26 protein-coding genes are annotated in these 26,838 nt (G+C 54.6%); 18 read left to right on the top strand and 8 right to left on the bottom strand.

From position 1 onward, the window contains the following. Positions 1–9: 9 nt before the first annotated feature. The 14 genes from cdsA (at position 10) to tilS (ending at position 17,946) form a co-directional block, all read left to right on the top strand. Positions 10–867, top strand: coding sequence for a phosphatidate cytidylyltransferase (gene cdsA / locus N6P30_RS01955; RefSeq protein ID WP_008501906.1), 858 nt, complete (start codon positions 10–12; stop codon positions 865–867). Between the two features lie 11 nt (positions 868–878). Beyond that, complete coding sequence (gene rseP / locus N6P30_RS01950) at positions 879–2,231, top strand: sigma E protease regulator RseP (protein ID WP_008501905.1); 1,353 nt, start codon at positions 879–881, stop codon at positions 2,229–2,231. 31 nt (positions 2,232–2,262) lie between these two features. Then, on the top strand, positions 2,263–4,680 hold the full coding sequence (bamA, locus tag N6P30_RS01945; RefSeq protein ID WP_023293233.1) for an outer membrane protein assembly factor BamA: 2,418 nt from the start codon (positions 2,263–2,265) through the stop codon (positions 4,678–4,680). 122 nt (positions 4,681–4,802) lie between these two features. Further along, on the top strand, positions 4,803–5,297 hold the full coding sequence (gene skp / locus N6P30_RS01940) for a molecular chaperone Skp (RefSeq protein ID WP_008501902.1): 495 nt from the start codon (positions 4,803–4,805) through the stop codon (positions 5,295–5,297). 3 nt (positions 5,298–5,300) lie between these two features. Further along, positions 5,301–6,326: a UDP-3-O-(3-hydroxymyristoyl)glucosamine N-acyltransferase gene (gene lpxD / locus N6P30_RS01935; protein ID WP_008501901.1), complete on the top strand. Its 1,026-nt coding sequence runs from the start codon at positions 5,301–5,303 to the stop codon at positions 6,324–6,326. Positions 6,327–6,428: 102 nt separating this feature from the next. After that, a complete protein-coding gene (gene fabZ, locus N6P30_RS01930) occupies positions 6,429–6,884 on the top strand; it encodes a 3-hydroxyacyl-ACP dehydratase FabZ (RefSeq protein WP_010426706.1) in 456 nt (151 codons plus the stop codon). A 3-nt stretch (positions 6,885–6,887) separates the two neighbouring features. After that, positions 6,888–7,676, top strand: a complete 789-nt coding sequence (gene lpxA, locus N6P30_RS01925; RefSeq protein WP_008501899.1) for an acyl-ACP--UDP-N-acetylglucosamine O-acyltransferase — start codon at positions 6,888–6,890, stop codon at positions 7,674–7,676. Further along, positions 7,676–8,824 (top strand): lipid-A-disaccharide synthase, encoded by a 1,149-nt coding sequence (gene lpxB, locus N6P30_RS01920; RefSeq protein ID WP_023293232.1) that lies wholly within the window; start codon positions 7,676–7,678, stop codon positions 8,822–8,824. Before lpxA ends, lpxB begins: the two co-directional genes overlap by 1 nt. Next, positions 8,821–9,417 (top strand): ribonuclease HII, encoded by a 597-nt coding sequence (gene rnhB, locus N6P30_RS01915; protein WP_008501897.1) that lies wholly within the window; start codon positions 8,821–8,823, stop codon positions 9,415–9,417. Before lpxB ends, rnhB begins: the two co-directional genes overlap by 4 nt. A gap of 38 nt (positions 9,418–9,455) precedes the next feature. After that, positions 9,456–12,938: a DNA polymerase III subunit alpha gene (gene dnaE / locus N6P30_RS01910; RefSeq protein WP_008501896.1), complete on the top strand. Its 3,483-nt coding sequence runs from the start codon at positions 9,456–9,458 to the stop codon at positions 12,936–12,938. A gap of 12 nt (positions 12,939–12,950) precedes the next feature. Further along, entirely contained in the window at positions 12,951–13,910 is a 960-nt protein-coding gene (gene accA, locus N6P30_RS01905) for an acetyl-CoA carboxylase carboxyl transferase subunit alpha (RefSeq protein ID WP_008501895.1), read from the top strand. A 100-nt stretch (positions 13,911–14,010) separates the two neighbouring features. Next, complete coding sequence (locus tag N6P30_RS01900) at positions 14,011–16,143, top strand: lysine decarboxylase LdcC (protein ID WP_023293231.1); 2,133 nt, start codon at positions 14,011–14,013, stop codon at positions 16,141–16,143. Positions 16,144–16,208: 65 nt separating this feature from the next. Beyond that, on the top strand, positions 16,209–16,598 hold the full coding sequence (locus N6P30_RS01895) for a VOC family protein (protein ID WP_023293230.1): 390 nt from the start codon (positions 16,209–16,211) through the stop codon (positions 16,596–16,598). Between the two features lie 58 nt (positions 16,599–16,656). Further along, positions 16,657–17,946: a tRNA lysidine(34) synthetase TilS gene (gene tilS / locus N6P30_RS01890; protein WP_023293229.1), complete on the top strand. Its 1,290-nt coding sequence runs from the start codon at positions 16,657–16,659 to the stop codon at positions 17,944–17,946. Positions 17,947–17,974: 28 nt separating this feature from the next. Here the strand turns inward: tilS and rof are convergent, their stop codons facing one another. After that, complete coding sequence (gene rof / locus N6P30_RS01885; RefSeq protein WP_008501890.1) at positions 17,975–18,235, bottom strand: Rho-binding antiterminator; 261 nt, start codon at positions 18,233–18,235, stop codon at positions 17,975–17,977. After that, positions 18,222–18,422 (bottom strand): YaeP family protein, encoded by a 201-nt coding sequence (locus tag N6P30_RS01880; RefSeq protein WP_008501889.1) that lies wholly within the window; start codon positions 18,420–18,422, stop codon positions 18,222–18,224. Before N6P30_RS01880 ends, rof begins: the two co-directional genes overlap by 14 nt. 196 nt (positions 18,423–18,618) lie before the next feature. Here N6P30_RS01880 and N6P30_RS01875 point away from each other — a divergent pair, with 196 nt between their 5' ends. Genes N6P30_RS01875 through nlpE form a run of 3 tightly spaced genes read left to right on the top strand, consistent with a single transcriptional unit; the run spans position 18,619 to position 20,316 of the window. Continuing rightward, positions 18,619–19,164, top strand: coding sequence for a YaeQ family protein (locus tag N6P30_RS01875; RefSeq protein ID WP_023293228.1), 546 nt, complete (start codon positions 18,619–18,621; stop codon positions 19,162–19,164). Then, positions 19,161–19,583 carry an alternative ribosome rescue aminoacyl-tRNA hydrolase ArfB gene (arfB, locus tag N6P30_RS01870; RefSeq protein WP_008501887.1) on the top strand — a complete coding sequence of 141 codons (423 nt, stop codon included), beginning with the start codon at positions 19,161–19,163 and terminating at the stop codon, positions 19,581–19,583. Before N6P30_RS01875 ends, arfB begins: the two co-directional genes overlap by 4 nt. A 34-nt stretch (positions 19,584–19,617) precedes the next feature. Further along, the gene (gene nlpE, locus N6P30_RS01865) at positions 19,618–20,316 is read left to right on the top strand and encodes an envelope stress response activation lipoprotein NlpE (RefSeq protein ID WP_021240479.1); all 699 of its coding nucleotides are present in this window, start codon (positions 19,618–19,620) and stop codon (positions 20,314–20,316) included. Between the two features lie 48 nt (positions 20,317–20,364). On the opposite strand, the gene proS is transcribed toward nlpE, so the two are convergent. From proS to metN, 6 genes are all read right to left on the bottom strand, one after another. Beyond that, entirely contained in the window at positions 20,365–22,083 is a 1,719-nt protein-coding gene (gene proS, locus N6P30_RS01860) for a proline--tRNA ligase (RefSeq protein WP_023293227.1), read from the bottom strand. A gap of 112 nt (positions 22,084–22,195) precedes the next feature. Further along, positions 22,196–22,903 (bottom strand): tRNA (N6-threonylcarbamoyladenosine(37)-N6)-methyltransferase TrmO, encoded by a 708-nt coding sequence (gene tsaA / locus N6P30_RS01855; protein ID WP_023293226.1) that lies wholly within the window; start codon positions 22,901–22,903, stop codon positions 22,196–22,198. Next, on the bottom strand, positions 22,900–23,304 hold the full coding sequence (gene rcsF, locus N6P30_RS01850) for an Rcs stress response system protein RcsF (protein WP_008501883.1): 405 nt from the start codon (positions 23,302–23,304) through the stop codon (positions 22,900–22,902). The genes tsaA and rcsF overlap by 4 nt, the downstream gene beginning before the upstream one ends. 106 nt (positions 23,305–23,410) lie before the next feature. Beyond that, a complete protein-coding gene (gene metQ / locus N6P30_RS01845; RefSeq protein WP_014168729.1) occupies positions 23,411–24,226 on the bottom strand; it encodes a methionine ABC transporter substrate-binding lipoprotein MetQ in 816 nt (271 codons plus the stop codon). A 40-nt stretch (positions 24,227–24,266) separates the two neighbouring features. Then, positions 24,267–24,920, bottom strand: a complete 654-nt coding sequence (locus N6P30_RS01840; protein ID WP_003856130.1) for a methionine ABC transporter permease MetI — start codon at positions 24,918–24,920, stop codon at positions 24,267–24,269. Beyond that, positions 24,913–25,944, bottom strand: a complete 1,032-nt coding sequence (gene metN, locus N6P30_RS01835; protein WP_023293225.1) for a methionine ABC transporter ATP-binding protein MetN — start codon at positions 25,942–25,944, stop codon at positions 24,913–24,915. Before metN ends, N6P30_RS01840 begins: the two co-directional genes overlap by 8 nt. Positions 25,945–26,132: 188 nt before the next feature. On the opposite strand from metN, the gene gmhB reads away from it, so the two are divergent. Next, complete coding sequence (gene gmhB, locus N6P30_RS01830) at positions 26,133–26,699, top strand: D-glycero-beta-D-manno-heptose 1,7-bisphosphate 7-phosphatase (RefSeq protein WP_008501879.1); 567 nt, start codon at positions 26,133–26,135, stop codon at positions 26,697–26,699. Positions 26,700–26,838 lie beyond the last annotated feature (139 nt).

Here is a 26,838-nt window from a genome sequence, read left to right as displayed (position 1 = left end):
GGGTAGCTTTTGCTGAAGTATCGCCTGATTTCCGCTTTTGTATTAATACCCATTGTCATTGCGGCGCTGTTTTTGCTGCCCCCGGTGGGATTCGCTATTGTTACGCTGGTGGTGTGCATGCTCGCCGCGTGGGAATGGGGACAGTTTAGCGGCTTTACCTCGCGTACGCAGCGAGTATGGCTTGCGGTACTTTGTGGCTTTATTCTGGCCGTAATGCTGTTCACGTTGCCTGAATATCATCATGATATTCATCAGCCTCTGGTGGCTGGTTCCTTGTGGATATCGTTGGCCTGGTGGGTTGCCGCGCTGTTGCTGGTGCTGTTTTATCCCGGCTCCGCGGCGTTGTGGCGTCATTCAAAAGTGCTGCGACTGATTTTTGGTTTGCTCACTATTATTCCTTTTTTCTGGGGTATGGTTGCGCTGCGCGCCTGGCACTACGACGAAAACCACTACAGCGGTGCGATCTGGCTGCTTTATGTGATGATTCTCGTCTGGGGGGCTGACTCCGGGGCCTATATGTTTGGTAAACTGTTTGGCAAACATAAGCTGGCACCGAAGGTTTCTCCGGGCAAAACCTGGCAAGGATTTATCGGCGGTTTGTTTACGGCCGCGATCATCTCCTGGGGCTACGGCGTCTGGGCGAATCTTGAAGTGGCACCATCAATACTGCTGGTGTGCTCGATTTTTGCTGCGCTTGCCTCCGTGCTCGGTGATTTAACCGAAAGTATGTTCAAGCGTGAAGCAGGGATTAAGGACAGTGGACACCTGATTCCAGGGCATGGCGGTATACTGGATCGCATTGATAGCCTGACAGCGGCTGTTCCAGTGTTTGCGTGTTTGCTTTTACTGGTATTCGGGACGATTTAACGGAAGGTTTTATGCTGAGCATTCTCTGGAATCTGGCGGCGTTCATAGTTGCACTGGGTGTACTGATTACCGTGCATGAATTTGGCCATTTCTGGGTTGCTCGCCGCTGTGGCGTGCGCGTAGAGCGATTTTCCATCGGTTTTGGTAAATCACTCTGGACGCGCACCGACCGCCACGGTACGCAATTTGTCATCGCCCTTATCCCGCTGGGTGGCTACGTCAAAATGCTCGACGAACGCGTCGAGCCTGTCGCGCCTGAACTGCGACACAGCGCATTCAACAATAAAACCGTTGGACAACGCGCCGCCATCATCGCTGCCGGACCGGTAGCCAACTTCATCTTTGCAATTTTCGCTTACTGGCTGGTGTTTATCATCGGCGTCCCTGGCGTGCGTCCGGTAGTAGGTGACATTGCCCCCAACTCCATCGCGGCGAGTGCGCAAATTACATCCGGGATGGAACTTAAAGCGATTGATGGCATCGAAACCCCTGATTGGGATGCCGTGCGACTGCAGCTGGTTGCTAAAATTGGCGATCCGCAGACCACCATCAGCGTATCGCCATTTGGGTCAGACGCCCGTCAGGACAAAGTGCTCGATTTACGTCAATGGCGTTTCGAGCCAGACAAAGAGGATCCCGTCGCTGCGCTGGGCATTCGTCCGCGCGGCGCGCAGATCGAGCCGGTATTAGCCGAAGTACAGGCAAACTCGGCGGCGAGCAAAGCGGGTTTGCAAGCAGGCGACAGGATCGTTAAAGTCGATGGTCAACCATTAACAGAGTGGATGACCTTTGTTACTCTGGTGCGCGATAATCCGGGTACGTCTCTCGCGCTGGAAGTTGAAAGGCAGGGCAGTCCGCTTTCGCTGACGCTGATCCCGGATACGAAGTCGGTCGGCAAGAAGGCAGAAGGGTTTGCAGGCGTTGTGCCAAAAGTGATCCCGCTGCCAGATGAGTACAAGACAATACGCCAGTATGGGCCGTTCAGCGCCATCCTTGAAGCCACGGATAAAACATGGCAACTGATGAAGCTGACGGTCAACATGTTGGGGAAATTGATAACCGGTGATGTGAAACTGAACAACCTCAGTGGGCCAATTTCGATTGCCCAGGGGGCTGGGATGTCAGCGGAATTCGGGGTGATTTACTATCTCATGTTCCTCGCGCTCATTAGCGTGAACCTTGGGATAATCAACCTGTTCCCGCTTCCCGTTTTAGACGGGGGTCATCTGCTGTTTTTAGCGATTGAAAAGCTAAAAGGCGGGCCGGTATCCGAGCGAGTTCAAGACTTTAGTTATCGCATTGGCTCGATTTTGCTGGTGCTGTTAATGGGGCTTGCACTTTTCAATGATTTCTCTCGGTTGTAAGAGAGTTAGTTAGGAAGAACGCATAATAACGATGGCGATGAAAAAGTTGCTCATAGCGTCGCTGCTGTTTAGCAGCGCCACCGTATACGGTGCTGACGGGTTCGTAGTGAAAAACATTCATTTCGAAGGCCTTCAGCGTGTCGCCGTTGGTGCGGCCCTCCTCAGTATGCCTGTGCGCCCCGGCGATACGGTTAATGATGATGATATCAGTAATACCATCCGTGCTCTGTTTGCCACCGGCAACTTCGAGGATGTCCGCGTCCTGCGTGATGGTGATACCCTGCTGGTACAGGTAAAAGAACGTCCAACGATCGCCAGTATCACTTTCTCCGGCAACAAGTCGGTGAAAGATGACATGCTCAAGCAAAACCTTGAAGCATCCGGTGTTCGTGTGGGTGAGTCTCTGGACCGCACAACCCTTTCAGACATTGAAAAAGGTCTGGAAGACTTCTACTACAGCGTCGGTAAATACAGCGCCAGCGTGAAAGCGGTTGTGACTCCGCTGCCGCGTAACCGTGTTGACCTGAAGCTGGTCTTCCAGGAAGGTGTCTCTGCGAAGATCCAGCAGATCAACATTGTTGGTAACCACGCGTTCAGCACCGACGAACTGATCTCCACCTTCCAGCTGCGCGATGAAGTGCCGTGGTGGAACGTGGTGGGCGATCGCAAATACCAGAAACAGAAACTGGCGGGCGACCTTGAAACCCTGCGCAGCTACTATCTGGATCGTGGTTACGCGCGTTTCAACATCGACTCGACGCAGGTGAGTCTGACGCCGGACAAGAAAGGCATCTACATTACGATCAACATCACGGAAGGCGATCAGTACAAGCTTTCGGGTGTTGAGGTGAGCGGTAACCTGGCGGGGCATTCTGCTGAAATCGAATCGCTGACCAAAATTCAGCCAGGCGATCTCTATAGCGGATCCAAAGTCACCAAAATGGAAGACAGCATTAAGAAGCTGCTCGGCCGCTATGGTTATGCCTATCCGCGCGTACAGACTCAGCCGGAAATCAATGACGCGGATAAAACCGTTAAGCTGCACGTGAATGTTGACGCGGGTAACCGTTTCTACGTGCGTAAGATCCGCTTCGTCGGTAACGACACCTCCAAAGACTCCGTTCTGCGTCGCGAAATGCGTCAGATGGAAGGCGCATGGTTAGGTAGCGATCTCGTTGATCAGGGTAAAGAGCGTCTGAACCGTCTGGGCTATTTTGAAACGGTTGATACTGATACCCAGCGCGTACCGGGCAGCCCGGATCAGGTTGATGTCGTTTATAAAGTGAAAGAGCGTAACACCGGTAGCTTTAACTTTGGTGTGGGCTACGGTACTGAAAGCGGCGTCAGCTTCCAGGTTGGCGTGCAGCAGGATAACTGGCTGGGTACGGGTTACTCTGTTGGAATTAACGGTACCAAAAACGACTATCAGACCTACTCTGAGTTCTCTGTAACGAACCCATATTTCACCGTTGACGGTGTGAGCCTGGGCGGTCGTATCTTCTATAACGACTTTAAAGCCGACGATGCGGATCTGTCCTCCTACACCAACAAGAGTTACGGTGTGGACGGAACGCTTGGCTTCCCGATTAACGAATACAACACCCTGCGAGCGGGCTTAGGTTACGTGCATAACGACCTGTCCAATATGCAACCGCAGGTGGCCATGTGGCGTTATCTGGACTCTATCGGTCAGTCGGCGAGCAAAAACAGCGATAACAACGGTTTCGCTGCGGATGACTTCACCTTCAACTACGGCTGGACCTATAACCGTCTCGACCGTGGTTACTTCCCAACGGAAGGTTCTCGCGTCAACCTGAACGGTAAAATTACCGTCCCGGGTTCCGATAACGAGTTCTATAAGGTGACGCTCGATACTGCGTCCTACTTCCCGATCGATGACGATCACAAGTGGGTGGTTCTGGGTCGTACCCGTTGGGGTTATGGTGATGGTTTAGGCGGCAAAGAGATGCCGTTCTATGAAAACTTCTATGCCGGTGGTTCCAGTACCGTTCGTGGCTTCCAGTCCAACAACATTGGTCCGAAAGCGGTTTACTACGGCGGGAACGACAAAGATAACTGCGATAAGTCTTCCTCATCAGAAGTCTGTAGTTCTGATGACGCAGTCGGCGGTAACGCTATGGCCGTGGCGAGCCTGGAGTTCATCACGCCAACGCCGTTTATTAGTGATAAATATGCGAACTCCGTCCGTACATCCTTCTTCTGGGATGCGGGTACGGTGTGGGATACCAACTGGGAGAACACTGCCCAGATGCGTGCAGCTGGCGTTCCTGACTACAGCGATCCGAGCAATATTCGCATGTCTGCCGGTATCGCATTACAATGGATGTCACCGCTGGGGCCGTTGGTCTTCTCTTACGCCCAGCCGTTTAAGAAATATGATGGAGACAAAGCGGAGCAATTCCAGTTTAACATTGGTAAAACCTGGTAATAATCCGCTGCAAAGGAATGCGTTGGCAGTGTAGCGCTGACAACTGGCGATCGGTAAAACGGTCGCCTTGCCACGCAAAGAACGGTACCTTCTGGTGCCAATGGGATGGTAAGGAGTTAATTGTGAAAAAGTGGTTATTAGCTGCAGGTCTCGGTTTAGCGATGGCAACTTCTGCTCAGGCAGCAGACAAAATTGCAATCGTCAACATGGGTAATTTGTTCCAGCAGGTTGCACAGAAAACAGGTGTTTCTGCGACGCTGGAAAACGAATTCAAAGGCCGTGCAAGCGAACTGCAGGGTATGGAAAACGATCTTCAGTCCAAAATGCAGCGTCTGCAGCGTGATGGTTCTACCATGAAGGCAAGCGACCGCAGCAAGCTGGAAAAAGACGTAATGGCTCAGCGCCAGGCGTTCTCCCAGAAAGCGCAGGCTTTCGAGCAGGATCGTCAGCGTCGTTCTAACGAAGAACGCGGCAAGCTGGTGACTCGCATTCAGACCGCTGTTAAAGCAGTGGCTGCCGATCAGAGCATCGATCTGGTTGTTGATGCGAACGCCGTCGCTTTCAACAGCAAAGATGTTAAAGACATCACTGCTGACGTTCTGAAACAGGTTAAATAAGTAATGCCTTCAATTCGACTGGCTGATTTAGCTCAGCAGTTGGATGCAGAATTACACGGTGATGGCGATATCGTCATCACCGCTGTTGCGTCCATGCAATCTGCTAAAGCTGGCACGATTACCTTCATGGTAAGCCCTAAGTACCGTGAGCAACTGGCTCAATGCCAGGCGTCAGCTGTTGTTCTGACGCAGGACGATCTTCCATTTGCCACTGTAAGCGCGCTGGTAGTGAAAAACCCCTACCTGACGTATGCACGCATGGCTCAAATTCTTGATACCACGCCGCAACCGGCCCAGAACATTGCTGCCAGCGCAGCGATTGATGAGACGGCCAGGCTGGGTAACAACGTCGCCGTTGGTGCGAATGCGGTTATCGAATCCGGCGTCGAGCTGGGCGATAACGTCGTCATTGGCCCGGGCTGCTTCGTTGGGAAAAATACGAAAATCGGCGCCGGGACCCGTTTATGGGCGAATGTGTCCGTATACCATGACGTTGAAATTGGCGAAAACTGCCTCGTCCAGTCCAGCACCGTGATTGGTTCTGATGGCTTTGGTTACGCTAACGATCGCGGTAACTGGGTTAAGATCCCGCAGCTTGGTCGCGTTATTATTGGCGATCGCGTGGAGATCGGCGCCTGTACCACCATTGACCGTGGCGCGCTTGACGACACGATCATTGGCAATGGTGTTATCATCGATAACCAGTGCCAGATTGCGCATAACGTTGTGATTGGCGACAATACCGCGGTTGCGGGTGGCGTCATCATGGCGGGCAGCCTGAAAATTGGCCGTTATTGCATGATTGGCGGTGCGAGCGTGATTAATGGCCATATGGAAATCTGCGACAAGGTGACCGTGACGGGAATGGGCATGGTAATGCGTCCTATCACTGAACCTGGCGTCTATTCCTCTGGCATTCCGCTCCAGCCCAACAAAGTATGGCGTAAAACAGCAGCTCTGGTGATGAACATTGATGATATGAGCAAGCGCCTCAAGTCCCTTGAGCGCAAGATCGATCAACAAGACTAAGCGTCATCCGTTTAACGCTATTTTTCCCGGCCTGTCGGCTTTCTAATAAACCGGCAGGCCGTGTTATTATTGTTATCAGTACATTTTGACAGGAAGAGTATTTTGACTACTGACACTCATACTCTGCATATTGAAGAGATTTTAGAACTTCTGCCGCACCGCTACCCGTTTCTGCTGGTAGACCGTGTGCTGGATTTTGAAGAAGGTCGTTTTCTGCGCGCAGTGAAAAATGTTTCCGTGAATGAGCCGTTCTTCCAGGGGCACTTCCCTGGTAAACCTATCTTCCCGGGTGTGTTGATTCTGGAAGCGATGGCTCAGGCTACCGGTATTCTGGCGTTTAAAAGCGTCGGTAAACTGGAACCCGGTGAGCTGTATTACTTCGCGGGTATTGACGAAGCGCGCTTTAAGCGCCCTGTCGTGCCTGGTGATCAGATGATCATGGAAGTCACTTTTGAAAAAACGCGTCGTGGCCTGACTCGCTTCAAAGGCGTAGCGCTGGTTGACGGTAAAGTTGTTTGCGAAGCGACGATGATGTGTGCTCGTAGCCGGGAGTCCTGATACGTGATTGATAAATCCGCCTTTATTCATCCTACCGCCATTGTGGAAACGGGTGCCATCGTTGGTGCTAACGCCCACATTGGCCCGTTTTGTATTGTTGGACCCCATGTCGAAATTGGTGAGGGTACAGTACTGAAATCTCACGTTGTGGTGAATGGTCACACGACCATTGGCTGCAATAACGAGATCTATCAGTTCGCCTCCATCGGCGAAGTTAACCAGGATCTGAAATATGCTGGTGAGTCGACCCGTGTGGAAATCGGCGATCGTAACCGTATTCGCGAAAGCGTCACCATTCATCGTGGAACAGTACAGGGTGGTGGGTTGACGAAGGTGGGCAGCGATAACCTGTTTATGGTGAATGCGCATATCGCGCACGACTGTACCGTGGGTGACCGCTGTATCCTTGCCAACAATGCCACGCTGGCAGGACACGTATCAGTTGATGACTTCGCAATTATTGGCGGCATGACCGCAGTCCATCAGTTCTGCATCATTGGTGCGCACGTGATGGTCGGCGGATGCTCCGGTGTGGCGCAGGACGTCCCACCGTATGTGATTGCGCAGGGCAACCATGCCACGCCGTTTGGCGTGAACATCGAAGGCCTCAAGCGTCGTGGTTTTAGTCGCGAAGCGATTACTGCCATCCGCAACGCGTACAAACTGCTGTACCGTAGCGGTAAAACGCTGGAAGAGGCGAAGCCGGAAATTGCCGAACTGGCGAAAAAGCACCCGGAAGTGGACGCGTTCATGGAGTTCTTTGACCGTTCAACAAGGGGTCTGATTCGTTAATGGTCGACAGTCGTCCGCTTACGATAGCCCTGGTCGCCGGAGAAACCTCCGGCGATATTCTTGGTGCCGGTCTCATCCGTGCGCTTAAGGCTCGCGTACCCAATGCTCGCTTCGTCGGTGTTGCTGGCCCGCTGATGCAGGCCGAAGGCTGTGAGGCCTGGTATGAAATGGAAGAGTTGGCCGTGATGGGGATCGTTGAGGTGCTGGGACGGTTACGCCGTTTGCTGCACATCCGTGCCGATCTCACCCGCCGCTTTACCGAACTCAAACCCGATGTGTTTGTCGGTATCGATGCACCTGATTTCAACATTACCCTCGAAGGGAACCTGAAAAAGCAGGGCATTAAAACGATTCACTACGTCAGTCCGTCCGTCTGGGCGTGGCGACAGAAACGCGTTTTCAAAATCGGACGGTCCACCCACCTGGTGCTGGCTTTCCTGCCTTTCGAAAAAGCGTTTTACGACAGATTTAATGTTCCGTGCCGTTTTATCGGTCATACCATGGCGGATGCGATGCCACTGGATCCGGATAAAAACGCGGCGCGCGACGCGCTGGGCATCCCGCATGATGTGCACTGTCTGGCCTTACTGCCAGGCAGCCGTGGCGCAGAAGTTGAGATGCTGAGCGCCGATTTTCTTAAGACTGCGCAAATTCTTCGCCAGACCTATCCCGATCTTGAAGTGGTCGTGCCGCTGGTGAATGCCAAACGCCGCGAGCAGTTTGAGCGCATCAAAGCTGACGTCGCCCCGGATCTTCACGTCCGTCTTCTGGACGGGCAGGGGCGGGAAGCGATGTATGCGAGCGATGCCGCACTGCTGGCCTCCGGCACGGCGGCGCTGGAGTGTATGCTGGCGAAATGCCCGATGGTGGTCGGTTACCGCATGAAGCCGTTTACCTTCTGGCTGGCAAAACGTCTGGTGAAAACAGATTACGTCTCCCTGCCAAACCTGCTTGCGGGTCGCGAGCTGGTGAAAGAGCTCCTGCAGGATGAATGCCAGCCACAGGCGCTGGCGGAGGCCCTGCTGCCGCTGCTCGCCAACGGTAAAACCAGCCACCAGATGCACGATACCTTCCGCGAACTGCATCAACTGATCCGCTGTAATGCTGATGAGCAAGCGGCCGATGCGGTGCTGGAGTTAGCAAAATGATGGAATTTGTTTATCCTCACACCCACCTTGTGGCGGGTGTGGACGAAGTGGGTCGTGGTCCGTTAGTGGGAGCCGTGGTGACCGCTGCGGTGATCCTCGATCCGGCTCGGCCGATCGTCGGGCTGAATGACTCAAAAAAATTGTCTGAAAAGCGCCGGCTGGCGCTGTTTAGTGAGATTCAGGAGAAAGCGCTGGCCTGGAGCCTCGGGCGTGCTGAACCGCATGAGATAGACGAGCTGAATATTTTGCATGCCACGATGCTGGCGATGCAGCGTGCGGTGGCGGGGCTGAAAATTTCCCCTGAATATGTCCTGATTGACGGCAACCGCTGTCCGGCATTGCCCATGCCTTCAATGGCAGTGGTCAAAGGCGATAGCCGGGTCGCAGAAATTAGCGCAGCTTCTATTATTGCCAAAGTGACACGCGACGCCGAAATGGCCGCGCTGGATCTCACTTACCCTCAGTATGGTTTCGCCCAGCATAAGGGATATCCCACACCTTTCCACCTGGAGAGGCTGGCTGAACATGGCGCAACCGAACACCATCGGCGCAGTTTTGGCCCGGTAAAACGCGCCCTGGGACGGGTGTCCTGAATCATTACGCAAGCAATTAAGTAACGCGGAATCTGAAGATGGCTGAACCACGTTTCGTACACCTGCGGGTGCATAGCGACTACTCCATGATCGATGGGCTGGCGAAGACCGGGCCGCTGGTAAAAAAGGCGGCCTCGCTTGGCATGCCTGCGCTGGCGATCACCGATTTTACCAACCTGTGTGGTCTGGTGAAGTTCTACGGAACGGCGCACGGCGCGGGGATGAAGCCGATCGTCGGCGCAGATTTCCACGTGCAGAGCGACCTCATCGGGGATGAACTGACGCAAATCTCCGTGCTGGCGATGAACAACACGGGTTACCAAAACCTCACACTGCTTATCTCAAAAGCCTATCAGCGCGGATATGGTGCGCTGGGCCCGTGGATCGACCGCGACTGGCTGGCTGAACTGAACGAAGGGCTGCTCCTGATCTCAGGCGGCCGGATGGGGGACGTCGGCAAATCCCTGCTGCGCGGTAACAGCGCGCTGGTGGATCAATGCGTCTCGTTCTATGAAGAATATTTCCCTAATCGTTATTACCTGGAGTTGATCCGTACCGGCCGTCAGGATGAAGAGAGCTATCTTCATGCCGCGGTGGCGCTCGCAGAAGAGCGCGGGTTGCCCGTAGTGGCCACCAACGACGTGCGGTTCCTTGAGGCGGGCGATTTTGACGCTCACGAAATTCGCGTGGCGATCCACGATGGCTTTACCCTCGACGATCCGAAGCGGCCGCGTAATTACTCCGCTCAACAGTACATGCGCAGCGAGGAGGAGATGTGTGAGCTCTTCTCCGATATCCCCGAAGCGCTGGAAAACAGCGTAGAGATCGCCAAGCGCTGCAACGTCACCGTCCGCCTTGGCGAATACTTCCTGCCGCAGTTCCCGACGGGTGACATGACCACGGAAGATTTCCTGGTCATGAAATCGAAAGAAGGTCTGGAAGAGCGTCTGGAATTCCTGTTCCCGGATGAAGAAGAGCGTAAAAAGCGTCGCCCGGAGTATGACGAACGCCTGGACATTGAACTCCAGGTGATCAACCAGATGGGCTTCCCGGGCTACTTCCTGATCGTTATGGAGTTCATCCAGTGGTCGAAGGATAACGGCGTGCCGGTTGGACCGGGGCGTGGCTCCGGCGCAGGTTCGCTGGTGGCGTATGCGCTGAAAATTACCGACCTCGATCCGCTGGAATTCGACCTGCTGTTCGAACGTTTCCTCAACCCGGAACGTGTCTCGATGCCCGACTTCGACGTCGACTTCTGCATGGAGAAACGTGACCAGGTGATCGAGCACGTGGCCGACATGTACGGCCGTGATGCGGTATCGCAGATCATTACCTTCGGTACGATGGCGGCGAAAGCGGTTATCCGCGACGTGGGCCGCGTGCTGGGCCACCCTTACGGGTTTGTCGATCGCATCTCTAAACTGGTGCCGCCCGATCCGGGCATGACGCTGGCAAAAGCCTTTGAGGCTGAACCGCAGCTGCCGGAAATCTATGAAGCGGACGAAGAGGTCAAAGCGCTGATCGACATGGCGCGCAAGCTGGAAGGCGTCACGCGTAACGCCGGTAAGCATGCGGGGGGCGTGGTTATCGCCCCGACCAAAATCACCGACTTCGCGCCGCTGTATTGCGACGAAGCGGGCCAGCATCCGGTCACCCAGTTCGACAAGAACGACGTAGAATACGCCGGGCTGGTGAAGTTTGACTTCCTTGGCCTGCGTACGCTGACCATCATCAACTGGGCGCTGGAGATGATCAACGCCCGCCGCGAGAAGAACGGCGAGCCGCCGCTGGATATCGCGGCCATCCCGCTGGACGACAAGAAAAGTTTCGACATGCTGCAGCGCTCGGAGACCACTGCTGTCTTCCAGCTTGAATCCCGCGGCATGAAAGATCTGATTAAGCGCCTGCAGCCCGACTGCTTCGAAGATATGATCGCACTGGTGGCCCTGTTCCGTCCGGGTCCTTTGCAGTCAGGGATGGTAGATAACTTTATCGACCGTAAGCACGGGCGCGAAGAGATTTCCTACCCGGACGTTCAGTGGCAGCACGAAAGCCTGAAGCCGGTACTGGAGCCAACCTATGGCATCATCCTGTATCAGGAACAGGTGATGCAGATCGCCCAGGTGCTTTCCGGCTATACGCTTGGCGGCGCGGACATGCTGCGTCGTGCAATGGGTAAGAAAAAGCCGGAAGAGATGGCAAAGCAGCGTTCCATCTTTGAAGACGGGGCGAAGAAAAACGGCGTCGACGGCGAGCTGGCGATGAAAATCTTCGACTTGGTGGAGAAATTCGCCGGGTACGGATTTAACAAATCTCACTCAGCCGCCTATGCTTTGGTGTCGTATCAAACGCTGTGGCTGAAGGCGCACTATCCTGCGGAGTTTATGGCTGCGGTAATGACCGCCGATATGGACAACACCGAGAAGGTGGTGGGCCTGGTGGATGAGTGCTGGCGCATGGGGCTGAAGATCCTGCCGCCGGATATTAACTCAGGTCTCTACCATTTCCACGTCAACGACGACGGGGAGATCGTTTACGGGATCGGCGCGATCAAGGGCGTAGGTGAAGGGCCGATCGAGGCGATCATCGAAGCGCGCAACAACGGCGGGTATTTCCGCGAGCTGTTCGATCTTTGCGCCCGTACCGATACCAAAAAGCTGAACCGCCGCGTGCTGGAAAAACTGATCATGTCCGGCGCGTTCGACAGGCTGGGGCCGCACCGCGCCGCGCTGATGAACTCGCTGGGCGACGCCCTGAAAGCGGCGGATCAGCACGCGAAAGCGGAAGCCATTGGCCAGGCGGATATGTTCGGGGTGCTGGCGGAAGAGCCGGAGCAGATTGAGCAGTCGTATTCCAACTGCCAGCCGTGGCCAGAACAGGTGGTGCTGGACGGCGAGCGTGAAACGTTAGGTTTGTACCTGACGGGTCACCCGATCAACCAGTACATTAAAGAAATTGAGCGCTATGTCGGCGGCCACAGGCTAAAAGACATGCATCCGACAGAACGTGGTAAAATCACCACGGCTGCGGGGCTCGTGATTGCTGCAAGGGTTATGGTCACCAAGCGCGGCAATCGTATCGGCATCTGTACGTTGGATGACCGTTCCGGGCGTCTGGAGGTGATGTTGTTCACCGACGCGCTGGATAAATACCAGCAATTGCTGGAAAAAGACCGCATACTTATCGTCAGCGGACAGGTCAGCTTTGATGACTTCAGTGGGGGGCTTAAAATGACCGCCCGCGAAGTGATGGACATTGACGAAGCCCGGGAAAAATATGCTCGCGGGCTTGCTATCTCGCTGACGGACAGGCAAATTGATGACCAGCTTTTAAACCGACTCCGTCAGTCTCTGGAACCCCACCGCTCGGGGACAATTCCAGTACATCTCTACTATCAGAGGGCGGATGCACGTGCGCGGTTGCGCTTTGGTGCAACGTGGCGTGTCTCTCCGAGCGATCGTTTACTGAACGATCTCCGTGGCCTCATTGGTTCGGAGCAGGTGGAACTGGAGTTTGACTAATACAGGAATACTATGAGTCTGAATTTCCTTGATTTCGAACAGCCGATTGCTGAGCTGGAAGCGAAAATCGATTCTCTGACAGCGGTAAGCCGTCAGGATGAAAAACTGGATATTAACATCGACGAAGAAGTGCATCGTCTGCGCGAGAAAAGCGTAGAGCTGACGCGCAAAATCTTTGCCGATCTCGGCGCATGGCAGGTGGCCCAGCTGGCACGCCATCCACAGCGTCCGTACACCCTGGATTATGTCCGCCTGGCGTTTGACGAATTTGACGAACTGGCAGGCGATCGCGCATACGCTGACGACAAAGCTATCGTTGGTGGTATCGCGCGTCTGGACGGACGCCCGGTGATGATCATTGGTCATCAGAAAGGCCGTGAAACCAAAGAGAAAATCCGTCGTAACTTCGGTATGCCAGCACCAGAAGGCTACCGTAAAGCCCTGCGTCTGATGGAGATGGCTGAGCGTTTCAACATGCCAATCATCACCTTCATCGACACCCCGGGTGCATACCCAGGCGTGGGCGCGGAAGAGCGCGGTCAGTCTGAAGCCATCGCACGCAACCTGCGCGAGATGTCTCGTCTGAAGGTGCCGGTCATCTGTACCGTTATCGGTGAGGGTGGTTCCGGTGGTGCGCTGGCAATTGGCGTGGGCGATAAAGTGAATATGCTGCAGTACAGCACCTATTCCGTAATCTCCCCGGAAGGCTGCGCGTCCATTCTGTGGAAGAGTGCCGACAAAGCGCCTCTGGCTGCCGAAGCGATGGGCATCATTGCGCCACGCCTGAAAGAGCTTAAGCTGATCGATTCCATCATCCCGGAACCGCTGGGTGGGGCTCATCGTAAGCCGGAAGTGATGGCAGCGTCTCTGAAAGCGCAGCTGCTGGCCGATCTGGCAGACCTGGATGTGCTGAGCAAAGAAGATCTGCTCAACCGCCGTTACCAGCGTCTGATGACCTACGGCTACGCGTAAGCCTCACAATTATCTGAAAAGCCGCACAATGTTGCGGCTTTTTTTATACCTGCGGTTTAGCCGGACTATGCTTAGCTAATGTTTTTTAAGGAGGAAGCCCATGAATATCATTGCCGTTATGGGGCCACACGGCGTCTTTTATAAAGATGAGCCGATTAAGGAGCTGGAGCAAGCCCTGCAGTCGCGTGGGTATCAGCTAATCTGGCCGCACAACAGCGCCGATCTGCTGAAGTTCATCGAGCATAACCCGCGTATCTGCGGCGTGATCTTCGACTGGGATGAATATGACCTCGAACTGTGCAGCGACATCAACAAGCTGAACGAATATCTCCCGCTGTACGCGTTTATTAATACCCACTCAACCATGGACGTCAGCGCCAATGATATGCGTATGGCACTGTGGTTCTTTGAATATTCCCTCGGCGTGGCGGAAGACATTGCGACCCGAATTCAGCAATACACGAATGAATATCTCGATAACATTACGCCGCCCTTTACCCGGGCGCTCTTCACCTACGTGAAAGAGGGGAAATATACCTTCTGTACGCCTGGGCATATGGCGGGAACGGCCTACCAAAAAAGCCCGGTGGGCTGCCTGTTCTATGATTTCTTTGGTGGCAACACGCTGAAAGCGGACGTGTCCATTTCAGTCACCGAACTAGGCTCGCTGCTGGATCATACCGGACCGCATCTGGAAGCTGAAGAGTATATCGCCCGCACCTTTGGGGCCGAGCAGAGCTATATGGTGACCAACGGCACCTCGACCTCGAACAAAATCGTCGGAATGTATGCCGCGCCTGCGGGGAGCACCCTGCTGATTGACCGTAACTGCCATAAATCGCTGGCGCACTTGCTGATGATGAGCGACGTTGTACCGCTCTGGCTGTCGCCCACGCGCAACGCGCTCGGTATTCTTGGCGGCATTCCACGCCGGGAGTTCGCCCATGACGCGATTGAACGCAAGGTCGCGGCAGTGCCCGGCGCAGGCTGGCCTGTCCATGCGGTGATCACCAACTCGACCTATGACGGTCTGCTGTACAACACGGACTGGATCAAAAAGACTTTGGACGTGCCGTCGATCCACTTCGATTCCGCGTGGGTACCGTACACCAATTTCCACCCGATTTACGCGGGTAAAAGCGGCATGAGCGGTGAACGCGTGCCGGGTAAAGTGTTCTTCGAAACGCAGTCGACGCACAAAATGCTGGCCGCGTTTTCCCAGGCTTCGCTGATTCACATCAAAGGCGAATACGACGAAGAGACCTTTAACGAAGCCTTTATGATGCATACCACCACCTCACCAAGCTATCCGCTGGTGGCGTCTATCGAAACGGCTGCGGCGATGCTGCGCGGCAATCCCGGTAAACGTCTTATCAATCGCTCTGTGGAGCGCGCGCTGCATTTCCGTAAAGAGGTTCAGCGGCTGAAAGAGGAAGCCGACGGCTGGTTCTTTGATATCTGGCAGCCGGAAGAGATTGATGAAGCAGAATGCTGGCCGGTTTCGCCCGCCGAAGACTGGCATGGCTTCCGGGATGCCGATAGTGACCATATGTTCCTCGATCCGGTTAAGGTGACGATCCTGACGCCGGGTATGGATGAGCAGGGCAAGATGAGCGAGGAAGGGATCCCGGCTGCGCTGGTGGCGAAATTCCTTGATGAACGCGGCGTGGTGGTGGAGAAAACAGGCCCCTATAATTTGCTGTTTCTGTTCAGCATCGGGATTGATAAAACCCGGGCGATGGGGCTGCTGCGCGGTCTGATGGAATTTAAGCGCGCCTACGATCTCAACCTGCGGGTGAAGAACATGCTGCCGGATCTCTACGCGGAAGATCCTGACTTCTACCGCAATATGCGTATTCAGGATCTGGCCCAGGGGATCCACAGGCTGATCCGTCAGCACGATCTGCCGCGTCTGATGCTACAGGCGTTCGATGTGTTGCCGGAGATGAAGTTTACCCCGCACAAGGCGTGGCAGCGCCAGGTGAGGGGGGAGGTCGAAACCGTCGAGCTGGAAAATCTGGTTGGGCGCGTATCGGCCAACATGATCCTGCCGTATCCGCCGGGCGTACCGCTCCTGATGCCGGGAGAGATGATTACCGAAGAGAGTCGGGCCGTGCTCGATTTCCTGCTGATGCTCTGTTCGGTAGGGCGTCACTATCCCGGTTTTGAGACGGATATCCACGGTGCGAAGCGCGACGAAAACGGCGTGTACTGGGTGCGAGTCCTAAAATAAGGGTGACCGCTTGCCAGGTGCGGGTTTTCGGTTGTAACGTTCAGGCATCATAAAAAGGAGAAGCTATGCTGGGTTTAAAACAGGTTCATCATATTGCGATCATTGCGACCGATTACGCGAAGAGTAAGGCCTTCTACTGCGATATTCTCGGCTTCACGCTGTTGAGCGAGGCCTACCGTGAGGAGCGCGACTCCTGGAAGGGCGACCTGGCGTTAAACGGGCAGTATGTGATTGAACTGTTCTCTTTTCCTTTTCCGCCTGCGCGTCCGTCCCGTCCGGAAGCCTGTGGCCTGCGCCATCTTGCCTTCAGCGTCGATGACCTGGATAGCGCAGTAAAACATCTGGAAGCGCACGGCGTGACGTGTGAAGCAATCCGCGTCGATCCGTTTACCGACAAGCGCTTTACCTTTTTCAACGACCCGGACGGCCTGCCGCTGGAGCTTTATCAGCAGTAATCTTCGTCCTGTGTGATAATGCCCGCTCAGTTCGGGCATTTTTTATGTGTAATTCCCTATGACCTTACCCGCTATCGCACACGCCGTTTCACCGTACCGCCAGCTGCTGGTGGGGTTTAGCGGTGGCCTGGATTCCACCGTTCTGCTCCATCGTCTTAAACGCTGGCGCGACCAGGAGCCTGACGTCCAGCTGCGGGCGATACATATTCATCACGGATTAAGTCCTCACGCAGAGGAGTGGGTGGCGCACTGCGAAGCCTTGTGTGCGGCGTGGGCGATCCCGCTTCTCGTCGAGCGCGTCACGCTTGCGGAGGAAGGGCTGGGCATTGAGGCGCAGGCGCGTAAAGCTCGCTATGCCGCCTTTGCCGAGGCATTGCGTACAGGAGAAGCCCTGGTCACGGCCCAGCATCTGGACGATCAGTGTGAAACCTTTCTGCTGGCGCTTAAGCGGGGCAGCGGACCGGCAGGGCTTTCAGCCATGCCTGAGCGTTCTGAGTTTGCCGGTACAACGTTACTGCGTCCGCTGCTTGGCGAGACGCGCGCCTCGCTTGAGGCCTGGGCGCGAGAACATCAGCTCAGCTGGATTGAAGATGAGAGCAACCAGGATGACGGCTATGACCGTAACTTTCTGCGTCTGCGTGTCCTCCCGCTATTGAGCGAGCGCTGGCCGCATTTCGCCGACGCGACGGCAAGAAGCGCTATGCTGTGCGCCGAACAGGAATCGCTGCTGGACGAGCTGTTGAGTGACGAGCTGGCTGAACTGATTTCTGAAGACGGAGCGCTGGCGATTGCACCGCTGAAAGCGATGAGCCCGGTGCGCCGCGCCGCGCTGCTACGGCGCTGGCTGGCCTCTCATCACGCCGCGATGCCGTCGCGGGCGATGCTAAACCGTATCTGGGACGAGGTTGCCCTGGCGCGGGAGGATGCTTCCCCGTGCGTCCACCTGAACGGTTTTGATGTAAGGCGCTACAAAGGGGAACTCTGGTGGGTAAAATCAACGCCTTCACTGACCGATGTGGTGCTCGACTGGCTTTCACCTGCGCTTCCGCTGATATTGCCCAGTGAGGCAGGACGTGTCTCTCTTATACCGTCTGGTCATGTGAGGCTGCCAGAGGCAGGTGAACCGGTAACGGTACGCTTTAGGGCTGGCGGCATGCTGCATATTGTCGGACGCAACGGGGGACGCAAGCTGAAGAAAATCTGGCAGGAGTGCAACGTGCCGCCGTGGCTGCGCGACACCACGCCGCTGTTGTTCTATGGTGAAACATTGATTGCTGCTGCGGGCATTTTCATCACGGAAGCGGGATGGGCGGAAGAGGGTGCTAGGTTTGAGTGGCAGAAAGCGTAACGGGCAGCCTGGCTGCCCGTTAATGTCATCAGGATTCGCTCACCACGACGGTGCCGATTTGCGGGTGGCTGAAGCTGGCTATTTTATCCAGACGCAGCTCACGCGTCGCACCGGCATCTTCCACTATCAGGTATTCCACATTCTTACGTGAAACCAGATCGCTGGCCTTCGCCTTCAACACTTCGCCATCTTTTAGCTCCAGCGTCAGTAATAAATGATGCTGGCAGGCGAGTTCGAGGTTGTCATAGTCATCACAATTGATGGGTTGATAAGTATCATTCATCGACATAATCGCTCACCAGTAAATTCGCCGCAGCATACGCTGCTTTTTCCCTGACCGACTCTGAAAGGCTCTCATCAGAGGCCACTTCATTAAGCACTTTCAATACACAGCCCAACGCGTCCGGGACATACCCCAGATCTCCGCTGGCGATTTCCGCATACCGTTTGCGAATTAACTCACAATAATTATTCACATCCCCTCCCGCCAGCGCACTGACTTACTGTGAGATATCATTAAGCCTACGAAGATAAACTCGGTTTAGCAAGGTGACTATACCATACTCATTTAAGCAATATCAGCGCCTTGATAGCGGTGTATTTATCACCCTACAACAGCCTTTTGCCACGGTTTTCGCTACAATGAGCGCCTGATTCGAATGGAGTTCTCTCATGGCGCTGAAAGCGACAATTTATAAAGCAGTGGTCAATGTGGCCGATCTTGATCGCAACCAGTTCCTGGACGCCTCGCTGACGCTGGCTCGCCACCCCTCCGAAACCCAGGAGCGCATGATGCTGCGCCTGCTGGCGTGGATTAAGTACGCTGACGAGCGTCTGCAGTTTACCCGTGGGTTAAGCGCAGAAGACGAGCCAGAAGCCTGGCTGCGCAACGATCATCTGGGTATCGATTTGTGGATCGAACTTGGACTGCCGGACGAGCGCAGAATTAAGAAGGCCTGCACTCAGTCCGCTGAAGTGGCCTTATTCGCGTATAATCAGCGCGCTGCGGAGATTTGGTGGCAGCAAAACAAGAGCAAGTGCGGACAGTATAAAAATCTCACGGTCTGGTATCTGGATGATGAGCAACTGGCGCAGCTGAGCGACTTTGCCAGCCGGACCATGGTGTTGCAGGCGACGATTCAGGACGGTGCCATCTGGCTCTCTGATTCTCAGAATAATCTGGAAATTCATTTGACGGCGTGGCAACCGGCCTCATGATCGTCCTGTCCCGAAACGTCAGCATTCCGGACAACGAGCTGGAGATCACCGCCATCCGTGCTCAGGGGGCAGGTGGGCAGCACGTCAACAAGGCCTCAACGGCAATCCATTTGCGTTTTGACATTCGGGCCTCAAGCCTGCCAGAGTATTATAAAGAAAGTCTGCTTGCTGCCAGCCATCACCTGATCACCAGCGATGGCGTGATGGTGATCAAAGCCCAGGAATACCGCAGCCAGGAGCTCAACCGGGAAGCGGCGATAGCCAGGCTGGTGGCGGTCATCAAAGAATTAACGGCAGTACAAAAAAGCCGCCGGGCAACGCGGCCAACCCGCGCATCGAAAGAGCGTCGGCTGGCCTCGAAGGCCCAAAAATCCACAGTGAAAGCACTACGCGGTAAAGTTCGTCGCCCCACAGAGTGACGAAAGGGAACACACTTTTCATAAGGAATTCATTGTGAAAAAAGCATTATGGTCAGCGCTGGCAGTGAGTACGCTGTTTGCGCTTTTCGGGTGTAACAACCGCTCCGAAACGCAGGTTTTACAACCCACGCAGACGGAAGAATTAAAACCGATGCAGCAGAGCTGGCGCGGCGTATTGCCTTGCGCGGACTGTGAAGGCATTGAAACGTCCCTGTTCCTGCAAAAAGACGGCACCTGGGTGATGAACCAGCGCTATCAGGGTGCAAAAGAGCCTTCTTCTTTTGCAACTTATGGAACATGGGCGCGAACGGCGGAGAAGCTGGTTCTGACGGATACCGCTGGCGAGAAAACTTATTTCCGCGCCAAAGGCGAGGGGATGGAGATGCTGGATCGTGAAGGCAATCCAATTGAATCCCAGTTCAACTACACGCTGGCACCGGTAAAAGCGGCTCTGCCCGCGACGCCGATGGCGATGCGGGGGATGTACTTCTATATGGCGGATGCGGCGATCTTTACCGACTGCGCAACCGGTAAGAAGGTCAGCGTGGCAAACAATGCGCAGCTTGAACGTGATTACGCGGTGGCGCGCGGCAATGACAGCAAACCGGTATTGCTGACGGTGGACGGTCACTTTACGCTGGAGCCAAACCCGGATAGTGGAGAGATGGTGAAAACGCTGGTGGCAGATAAAGACGCGAAGTTTGTTGCGGGTAAAGACTGTAACAGTAAATAAGCTGACGCTGAGCCATTAAAAAAACCCCGCCTGAGCGGGGTTTTTTGTTTAGCCTTTGATGGCTTTCACCAGGTAATCAAGAATGTCGCCGGTCTTGATCATCTGTTTTTCGCCGCTGCGACGGTATTTGTATTCAATCTCGTCGCTGTCGAGGTTACGGTCGCCGATCACGACGGTGTGTGGGATACCGATCAGTTCCATATCGGCAAACATCACGCCCGGACGCTCTTTACGGTCATCCATCAGCACTTCGATACCCTGCGCACGCAGCTCGGCATACAGCTTCTCGGCCAGCTCCTGCACGCGGTAAGACTTGTGCATGTTCATTGGCAGAATCGCAACCTGGAACGGCGCGATGTTGTCTGGCCAGACGATGCCGCGCTCGTCATAGTTCTGCTCAATGGCGGCAGCTACCACGCGCGTCACCCCGATACCGTAGCAACCCATGGTCAGGATCTGGTTACGGCCATCTTCACCCTGAACAGCGGCGTTCAGCGCGCGAGAGTATTTATCACCCAGCTGGAAGATGTGACCGACTTCAATGCCGCGCTTGATCATCAGGGTACCCTGACCGTCCGGGCTTGGATCGCCTGCGACCACGTTACGGATGTCTGCTACTTCCGGCGTCGCCACGTCGCGATCCCAGTTGATGCCGAAGTAGTGTTTACCGTCGATGTTAGCACCGGCGGAGAAGTCGCTCATCGCGGCTACCGTGCGGTCAATAACAACAGGCACCGGCATATTCACCGGACCGAGAGAACCTGGGCCAGCATTGACCACGGCGCGGATTTCCGCTTCCGTGGCGAACGTCAGCGGGCTGGCGACCTGCGGCAGCTTCTCAGCTTTCACTTCGTTCAGCTCGTGATCGCCACGCACCAGCAGGGCAACCAGCGGGTAAGCGCCCCCTTCGGTGGCTTTCACCAGCAGCGTCTTCACGGTTTTTTCGATCGGCAGGTTGAACTGCTCAACCAGCTCGGCAATGGTTTTCGCGTTTGGCGTATCAACCAGCGTCATCTCTTGCGTTGCCGCAGCACGTGGTTCTTTTGGTGCAAGCGCTTCTGCGAATTCGATGTTCGCCGCGTAATCGGAAGAGTCAGAGAAGATCACATCGTCTTCACCGCTCTGCGCCAGTACCTGGAATTCATGAGATGCGCTACCGCCGATGGAGCCGGTATCAGCCTGCACAGCACGGAAATCCAGCCCCATGCGGGAAAAGATTTTGCTGTACGCCGCGTACATTTTGTCGTAGGTCTCTTGCAGGGATTCCTGAGAGGTATGGAAAGAGTAGGCATCTTTCATCAGGAATTCGCGAGAGCGCATGACGCCGAAACGCGGGCGAACTTCGTCACGGAACTTGGTCTGGATCTGGAAGAAGTTCAGCGGCAGCTGTTTGTAAGAGCTCAGCTCATTACGAATCAGGTCGGTGATGACTTCTTCATGCGTTGGGCCGAGAACGAACGGACGCTCGCCACGATCGACGAAGCGCAGCAGTTCAGGACCATACTGTTCCCAACGACCGCTCTCCTGCCACAGGTCAGCGGGCTGAACCACGGGCATGGACACCTCGATAGCACCGGCGTTGTTCATCTCTTCACGCACGATGTTTTCGACTTTTTTCAGGACGCGCACGCCGGTCGGCAGCCAGGTGTATAACCCGGAGGCCAGCTTGCGGATCATCCCGGCGCGCAGCATCAGCTGATGGCTGATCACTTCGGCGTCGGCAGGCGTCTCCTTCAGAGTGGAGAGCAGATATTGGCTAGTACGCATGTTGTTACGGTTCCATTTCGACGATTGGAACAGGCTGAAACACCAGCCTGACACAAAAAAAGTGGTTTAGTTTACCAGTGTGGCAAAGATGCCAAAAGAGAGGAGAACAAAATTACCTGGGTTCAAGGGCAAACACTTCAAAACCTGCCCCGGTGACGCGCCAGCGAACGTTAAAATCCAGCAGCCAGACGGCGTACGTTTTACCTGCTTCCTCTTCTTTACGGTAGGCCGGACGCGGGTCCTGTGCCAGAACTTCGGTGATGAAATCCCGTAAGCGAGGATAGCGTTTCTCCAGTTGGCCGAACTGAGCGGTTATCTCAGGCGTAAAATATACAGGCATGTCCGCCTGTGGGGCGTCCTGAGCATAGCTTGCACGCGCGTCCGGAAGGGCTTCGGCGAAGGGCAAATAGGGTTTGATGTCGATCACCGGCGTGCCGTCTACCAGGTCCATGCTACCTAACTCCAGTATCACCCGATCTTTCTGGCAGCGTATGCCTTTCAGTTCAACCAGCGACATGCCAACCGGGTTTGGACGGAAGGTCGAGCGCGTCGCAAACACCCCCATTCTCGCATTGCCGCCAAGACGAGGAGGACGCACGGTAGGACGCCAGCCGCCTTCCATCGTCTGGTGGAACACGAACACCACCCACAGGTGGCTGAACGCCTCAAGCCCGCGTACCGCATCGGCCTGATTGTAAGGCGCAATCAGGTGAAGCTCACCGCGTCCGCTGGTGACAAGACCGGGCTGGCGGGGGACGGCGAACTTCTCTTTGTAAGGAGAGTGGATAACGCCTATCTGCTCGAACTGAAATGCACTCATTTCGCCGTGATGTTCAGCGCAGAACCGATGCACACCGCCTGACGGTAGCAGCCCGGCGTGCCGCTGGTGACTTCACAGCTGTGCAGCAGGACCGCGTTGGCTTTCATTTTTGCGGCATTAATCTGCATGCGTTTACGCGCTGTCGGGATATTCGGTGGTGAGTCCTGATTGGTCGCCTGACAGGATTCGCCGCTCACTTCGCCCAGTTCACGGAACGGTTTACCGACGAGTTCATCCGCTTTCGTGATAATGCGAACCGGCGCAGGGCGAACCACTTTCGGTTTCGCAGGCTCGGTCTTTGGCGGGGTTGCCGTGCTTTGAACAGGTTCAACGGGAGATCTGCTTAGCATAGAACAGCCGCTCAGCATGAGTGCTAAAAGACAGATCGGTAAAGCACGCATAATATTTCCTCAATGGATAATCAAAACGTCAGATATTGAATCAGTTGACTGCACAAATGACAAGACGGGCATAAGCCCGTCCTGATGATATTACACTGAGGTGAGATTACCAGCCTTTAACAGCGCCGCCGTTAAACACTTTGTTGGCTTCCTGGTAAACTTCGTCAGACTGATAGGCCTGTACGAATTTCTTCACGTTTTCCGCGTCTTTGTTGTCTTCGCGAGTCACGATCAGGTTTACGTATGGAGAGTCTTTATCTTCAACGAAGATACCGTCTTTAGCTGGCGTCAGGCCAATCTGGCTGGCGTACGTGGTGTTGATAACGGCCAGGGCAATCTGCGCATCGTCCAGAGAACGTGGCAGCTGCGGTGCTTCCAGCTCAACAATTTTCAGATTTTTCGGGTTCTCGGTGACGTCCAGAACGGTTGGCAGCAGGCCAACACCGTCTTTCAGTTTGATCAGGCCCACTTTCTGCAGCAGCAGCAGGGAACGACCAAGGTTAGTCGGGTCGTTAGGGACGGCAACCTGAGAGCCCGGCTGCAGTTCGTCCAGGGATTTAATTTTCTTAGAGTAACCGGCAATTGGATAAACGAAGGTATTACCCACGCCCACCAGTTTATAGCCGCGATCTTTGATCTGCTGGTCCAGGTATGGTTTATGCTGGAAGGCGTTCGCGTCGATATCACCTTTGCTCAGCGCTTCGTTCGGCAGAACGTAATCGTTGAAGGTCACCAGCTCCACGTCCAGGCCATATTTCTCTTTCGCTACTTTCTGAGCAACTTCTGCAACCTGCTGTTCTGCACCTACGATAACGCCCACTTTAATGTGGTTCGGATCTTTTTCATCCTGACCGCAACCCACCAGTGCCAGAGAGCCGATCAGCGCGCCTACTGCTGCGAAGGTCTTTAATTTAAACGCCATGTTTTATCCTTAACTCGTAGAGTTTATGTTGTGTGTAACGTTATTTGTGCGTAACAGCCCTGACGATGCGATCGCCAGAGAACTGGATTAAGTAAACCAGAACAACCAGCAATACCAGAACGGTATTCATCACGGTCGCGTTATATCCAATATAGCCGTACTGGTAACCAATCTGACCTAAACCGCCCGCGCCTACGGCACCGCCCATCGCGGAATAACCGACCAAGGTGATAAGCGTAATGGTTGCCGCATTCACCAGCCCTGGCAGTGCCTCAGGCAGCAGAACCTTGCGGACGATCTGCATCGGCGTGGCGCCCATCGCGCGGGACGCTTCGATCAAACCGGTTGGGATCTCCAGCAGGGCGTTTTCCACCATACGGGCGATAAACGGCGCAGCGCCAACGGTCAGCGGAACGATCGCCGCCTGCAGACCGATAGACGTTCCGACGATCACGCGGGTAAATGGAATCATCCACACCAGCAGAATAATGAACGGGATAGAACGGAAGATGTTCACCAGCGCAGAGAGCGTACGGTACAGCTTCGCGTTCTCAATGATTTGACCCGGACGCGTCACGTACAGCAACACGCCGACCGGCAGGCCAATCACAAAACCAAAGAAGCCAGAGACAAAGGTCATTGCCAGCGTTTCCCAAACGCCGCGAACCAGCAGCCACATCATCGGCTCAGACATAACCCAGTACCTCTACTTTTACGTGATGTTCTTGCAGCCAGGCAATGGCTGCCTGGGTTTCTTCTTGTGTGCCGTGCATTTCTGTCAGCATGATGCCGAACTTCACGCCACCGGCGTAATCCATCTGCGCGCTGATGATGTTGTTATTCACGTTAAAGCGACGTGCGGTTTCGGAAAGCAGGGGAGCATCAACGGACTGACCGGTGAACTCCATGCGCAGCATCGGGACGCTGTCAGCTGTGGATTCTGTTTTCAGACGTTCCAGATAGTCTTCCGGAATATCCAGATGCAGCGTGGACTGGATGAACTGCTGCGCCAGCGGGGTTTTCGGATGCGAGAACACTTCGCTTACCGTGTCCTGCTCGATCAGTTCACCGTTACTGATGACCGCCACGCAGTCGCAGATGCGTTTCACCACATCCATCTCGTGCGTAATAAGGAGGATCGTCAGGCCCAGGCGACGGTTAATGTCTTTCAGCAGTTCCAGAATCGAACGCGTGGTTGCCGGATCCAGTGCGCTGGTGGCTTCATCACACAGCAGCACCTTAGGATTGCTTGCCAGCGCGCGGGCAATGGCCACACGCTGTTTTTGCCCACCGGACAGATTTGCCGGGTAGCTATCCTGTTTGTCGCCCAGACCTACGAGGTCGAGCAGCTCGGTGACGCGACGCTTCACTTCTTCTTTCGGCGTGTTATCCAGCTCAAGCGGTAAGGCAACGTTGCCGAACACGGTGCGGGAAGCCAGCAGGTTAAAGTGCTGGAAGATCATGCCAATCTGACGACGCGCTTTGGTGAGTTCTTTCTCTGAAAGGGCGGTAAGTTCCTGGCCGCCAACTTCTACGCTGCCCTGGGTTGGGCGCTCAAGCAGGTTAACACAACGGATCAGCGTACTTTTACCTGCACCCGATGCGCCAATGACGCCATAAATTTGACCAGCAGGAACATGCAGGCTGACGTTGTTCAGCGCCTGAATGGTTCGGTTCCCCTGCTGGAACACTTTGGTGATATTGGAAAGTTTAATCATTAGATTATTTTTATCGTATGTAAGTTAGCCGTGGCATTTTCTTCTGCCAGATACGGGTGATGACCGTAAACAAAACGGATGTTAAGGCATCCAGACGTCTAAATCAATCCAACTCTGTACGATGAGCACTTTATTGCGCTGCGATTCATGAGATACTAGCTGAACATGCCTTTTTCAGGAGCAAACCGGTGGCAAAATCAGTACCCGCAATTTTTCTCGATCGTGACGGCACTATTAATGTGGATCACGGTTATGTCCATGAGATTGATGAGTTCGAGTTTATCGAGGGCGTAATAGATGCCATGCGCCAGCTGAAAGAGATGGGCTATGCGCTGGTGGTTGTGACGAACCAGTCTGGTATTGCACGCGGTAAATTCACCGAAGCGCAGTTCGAGACGCTGACCGAATGGATGGACTGGTCACTTGCCGACCGCGGTGTGGATCTCGATGGCATCTACTATTGTCCGCATCATCCGCAGGGCACCGTAGAAGCGTATCGTCAGACCTGTGATTGCCGTAAGCCGCATCCGGGGATGTTTATCTCTGCGCAGGAGTTCCTGCACATTGATATGGCGGCTTCTTATATGGTGGGCGATAAACTGGAAGATATGCAGGCAGCCGCAGCCGCGGGTGTAGGGACTAAAATATTAGTGCGTACCGGCAAGCCAGTGACGCCAGAAGCTGAGAATGCGGCGGATTGGGTGATTAATAGTCTGGCCGATCTGCCAAAAGAGATTAAAAAGCACCAAAAATAGCCTTTTTGGTGAAAAGGTGAGCGGTTGAAATAAAAATGCATTTTTCCGCTTGTCATTCCTCGGCGGCTCCCTATAATGCGCCTCCATCGACACGGCGGATGTGAATCACTTTACACAACAAGCGGTTCGGTTGAAGAGA

Source organism: Enterobacter sp. PL1 (assembly GCF_945957325.1).
Lineage (GTDB): Bacteria > Pseudomonadota > Gammaproteobacteria > Enterobacterales > Enterobacteriaceae > Enterobacter > Enterobacter roggenkampii.
The sequence above is the reverse complement of the archived record's forward strand: the minus strand, read 5'-3'. Positions and strand labels throughout refer to the sequence as shown.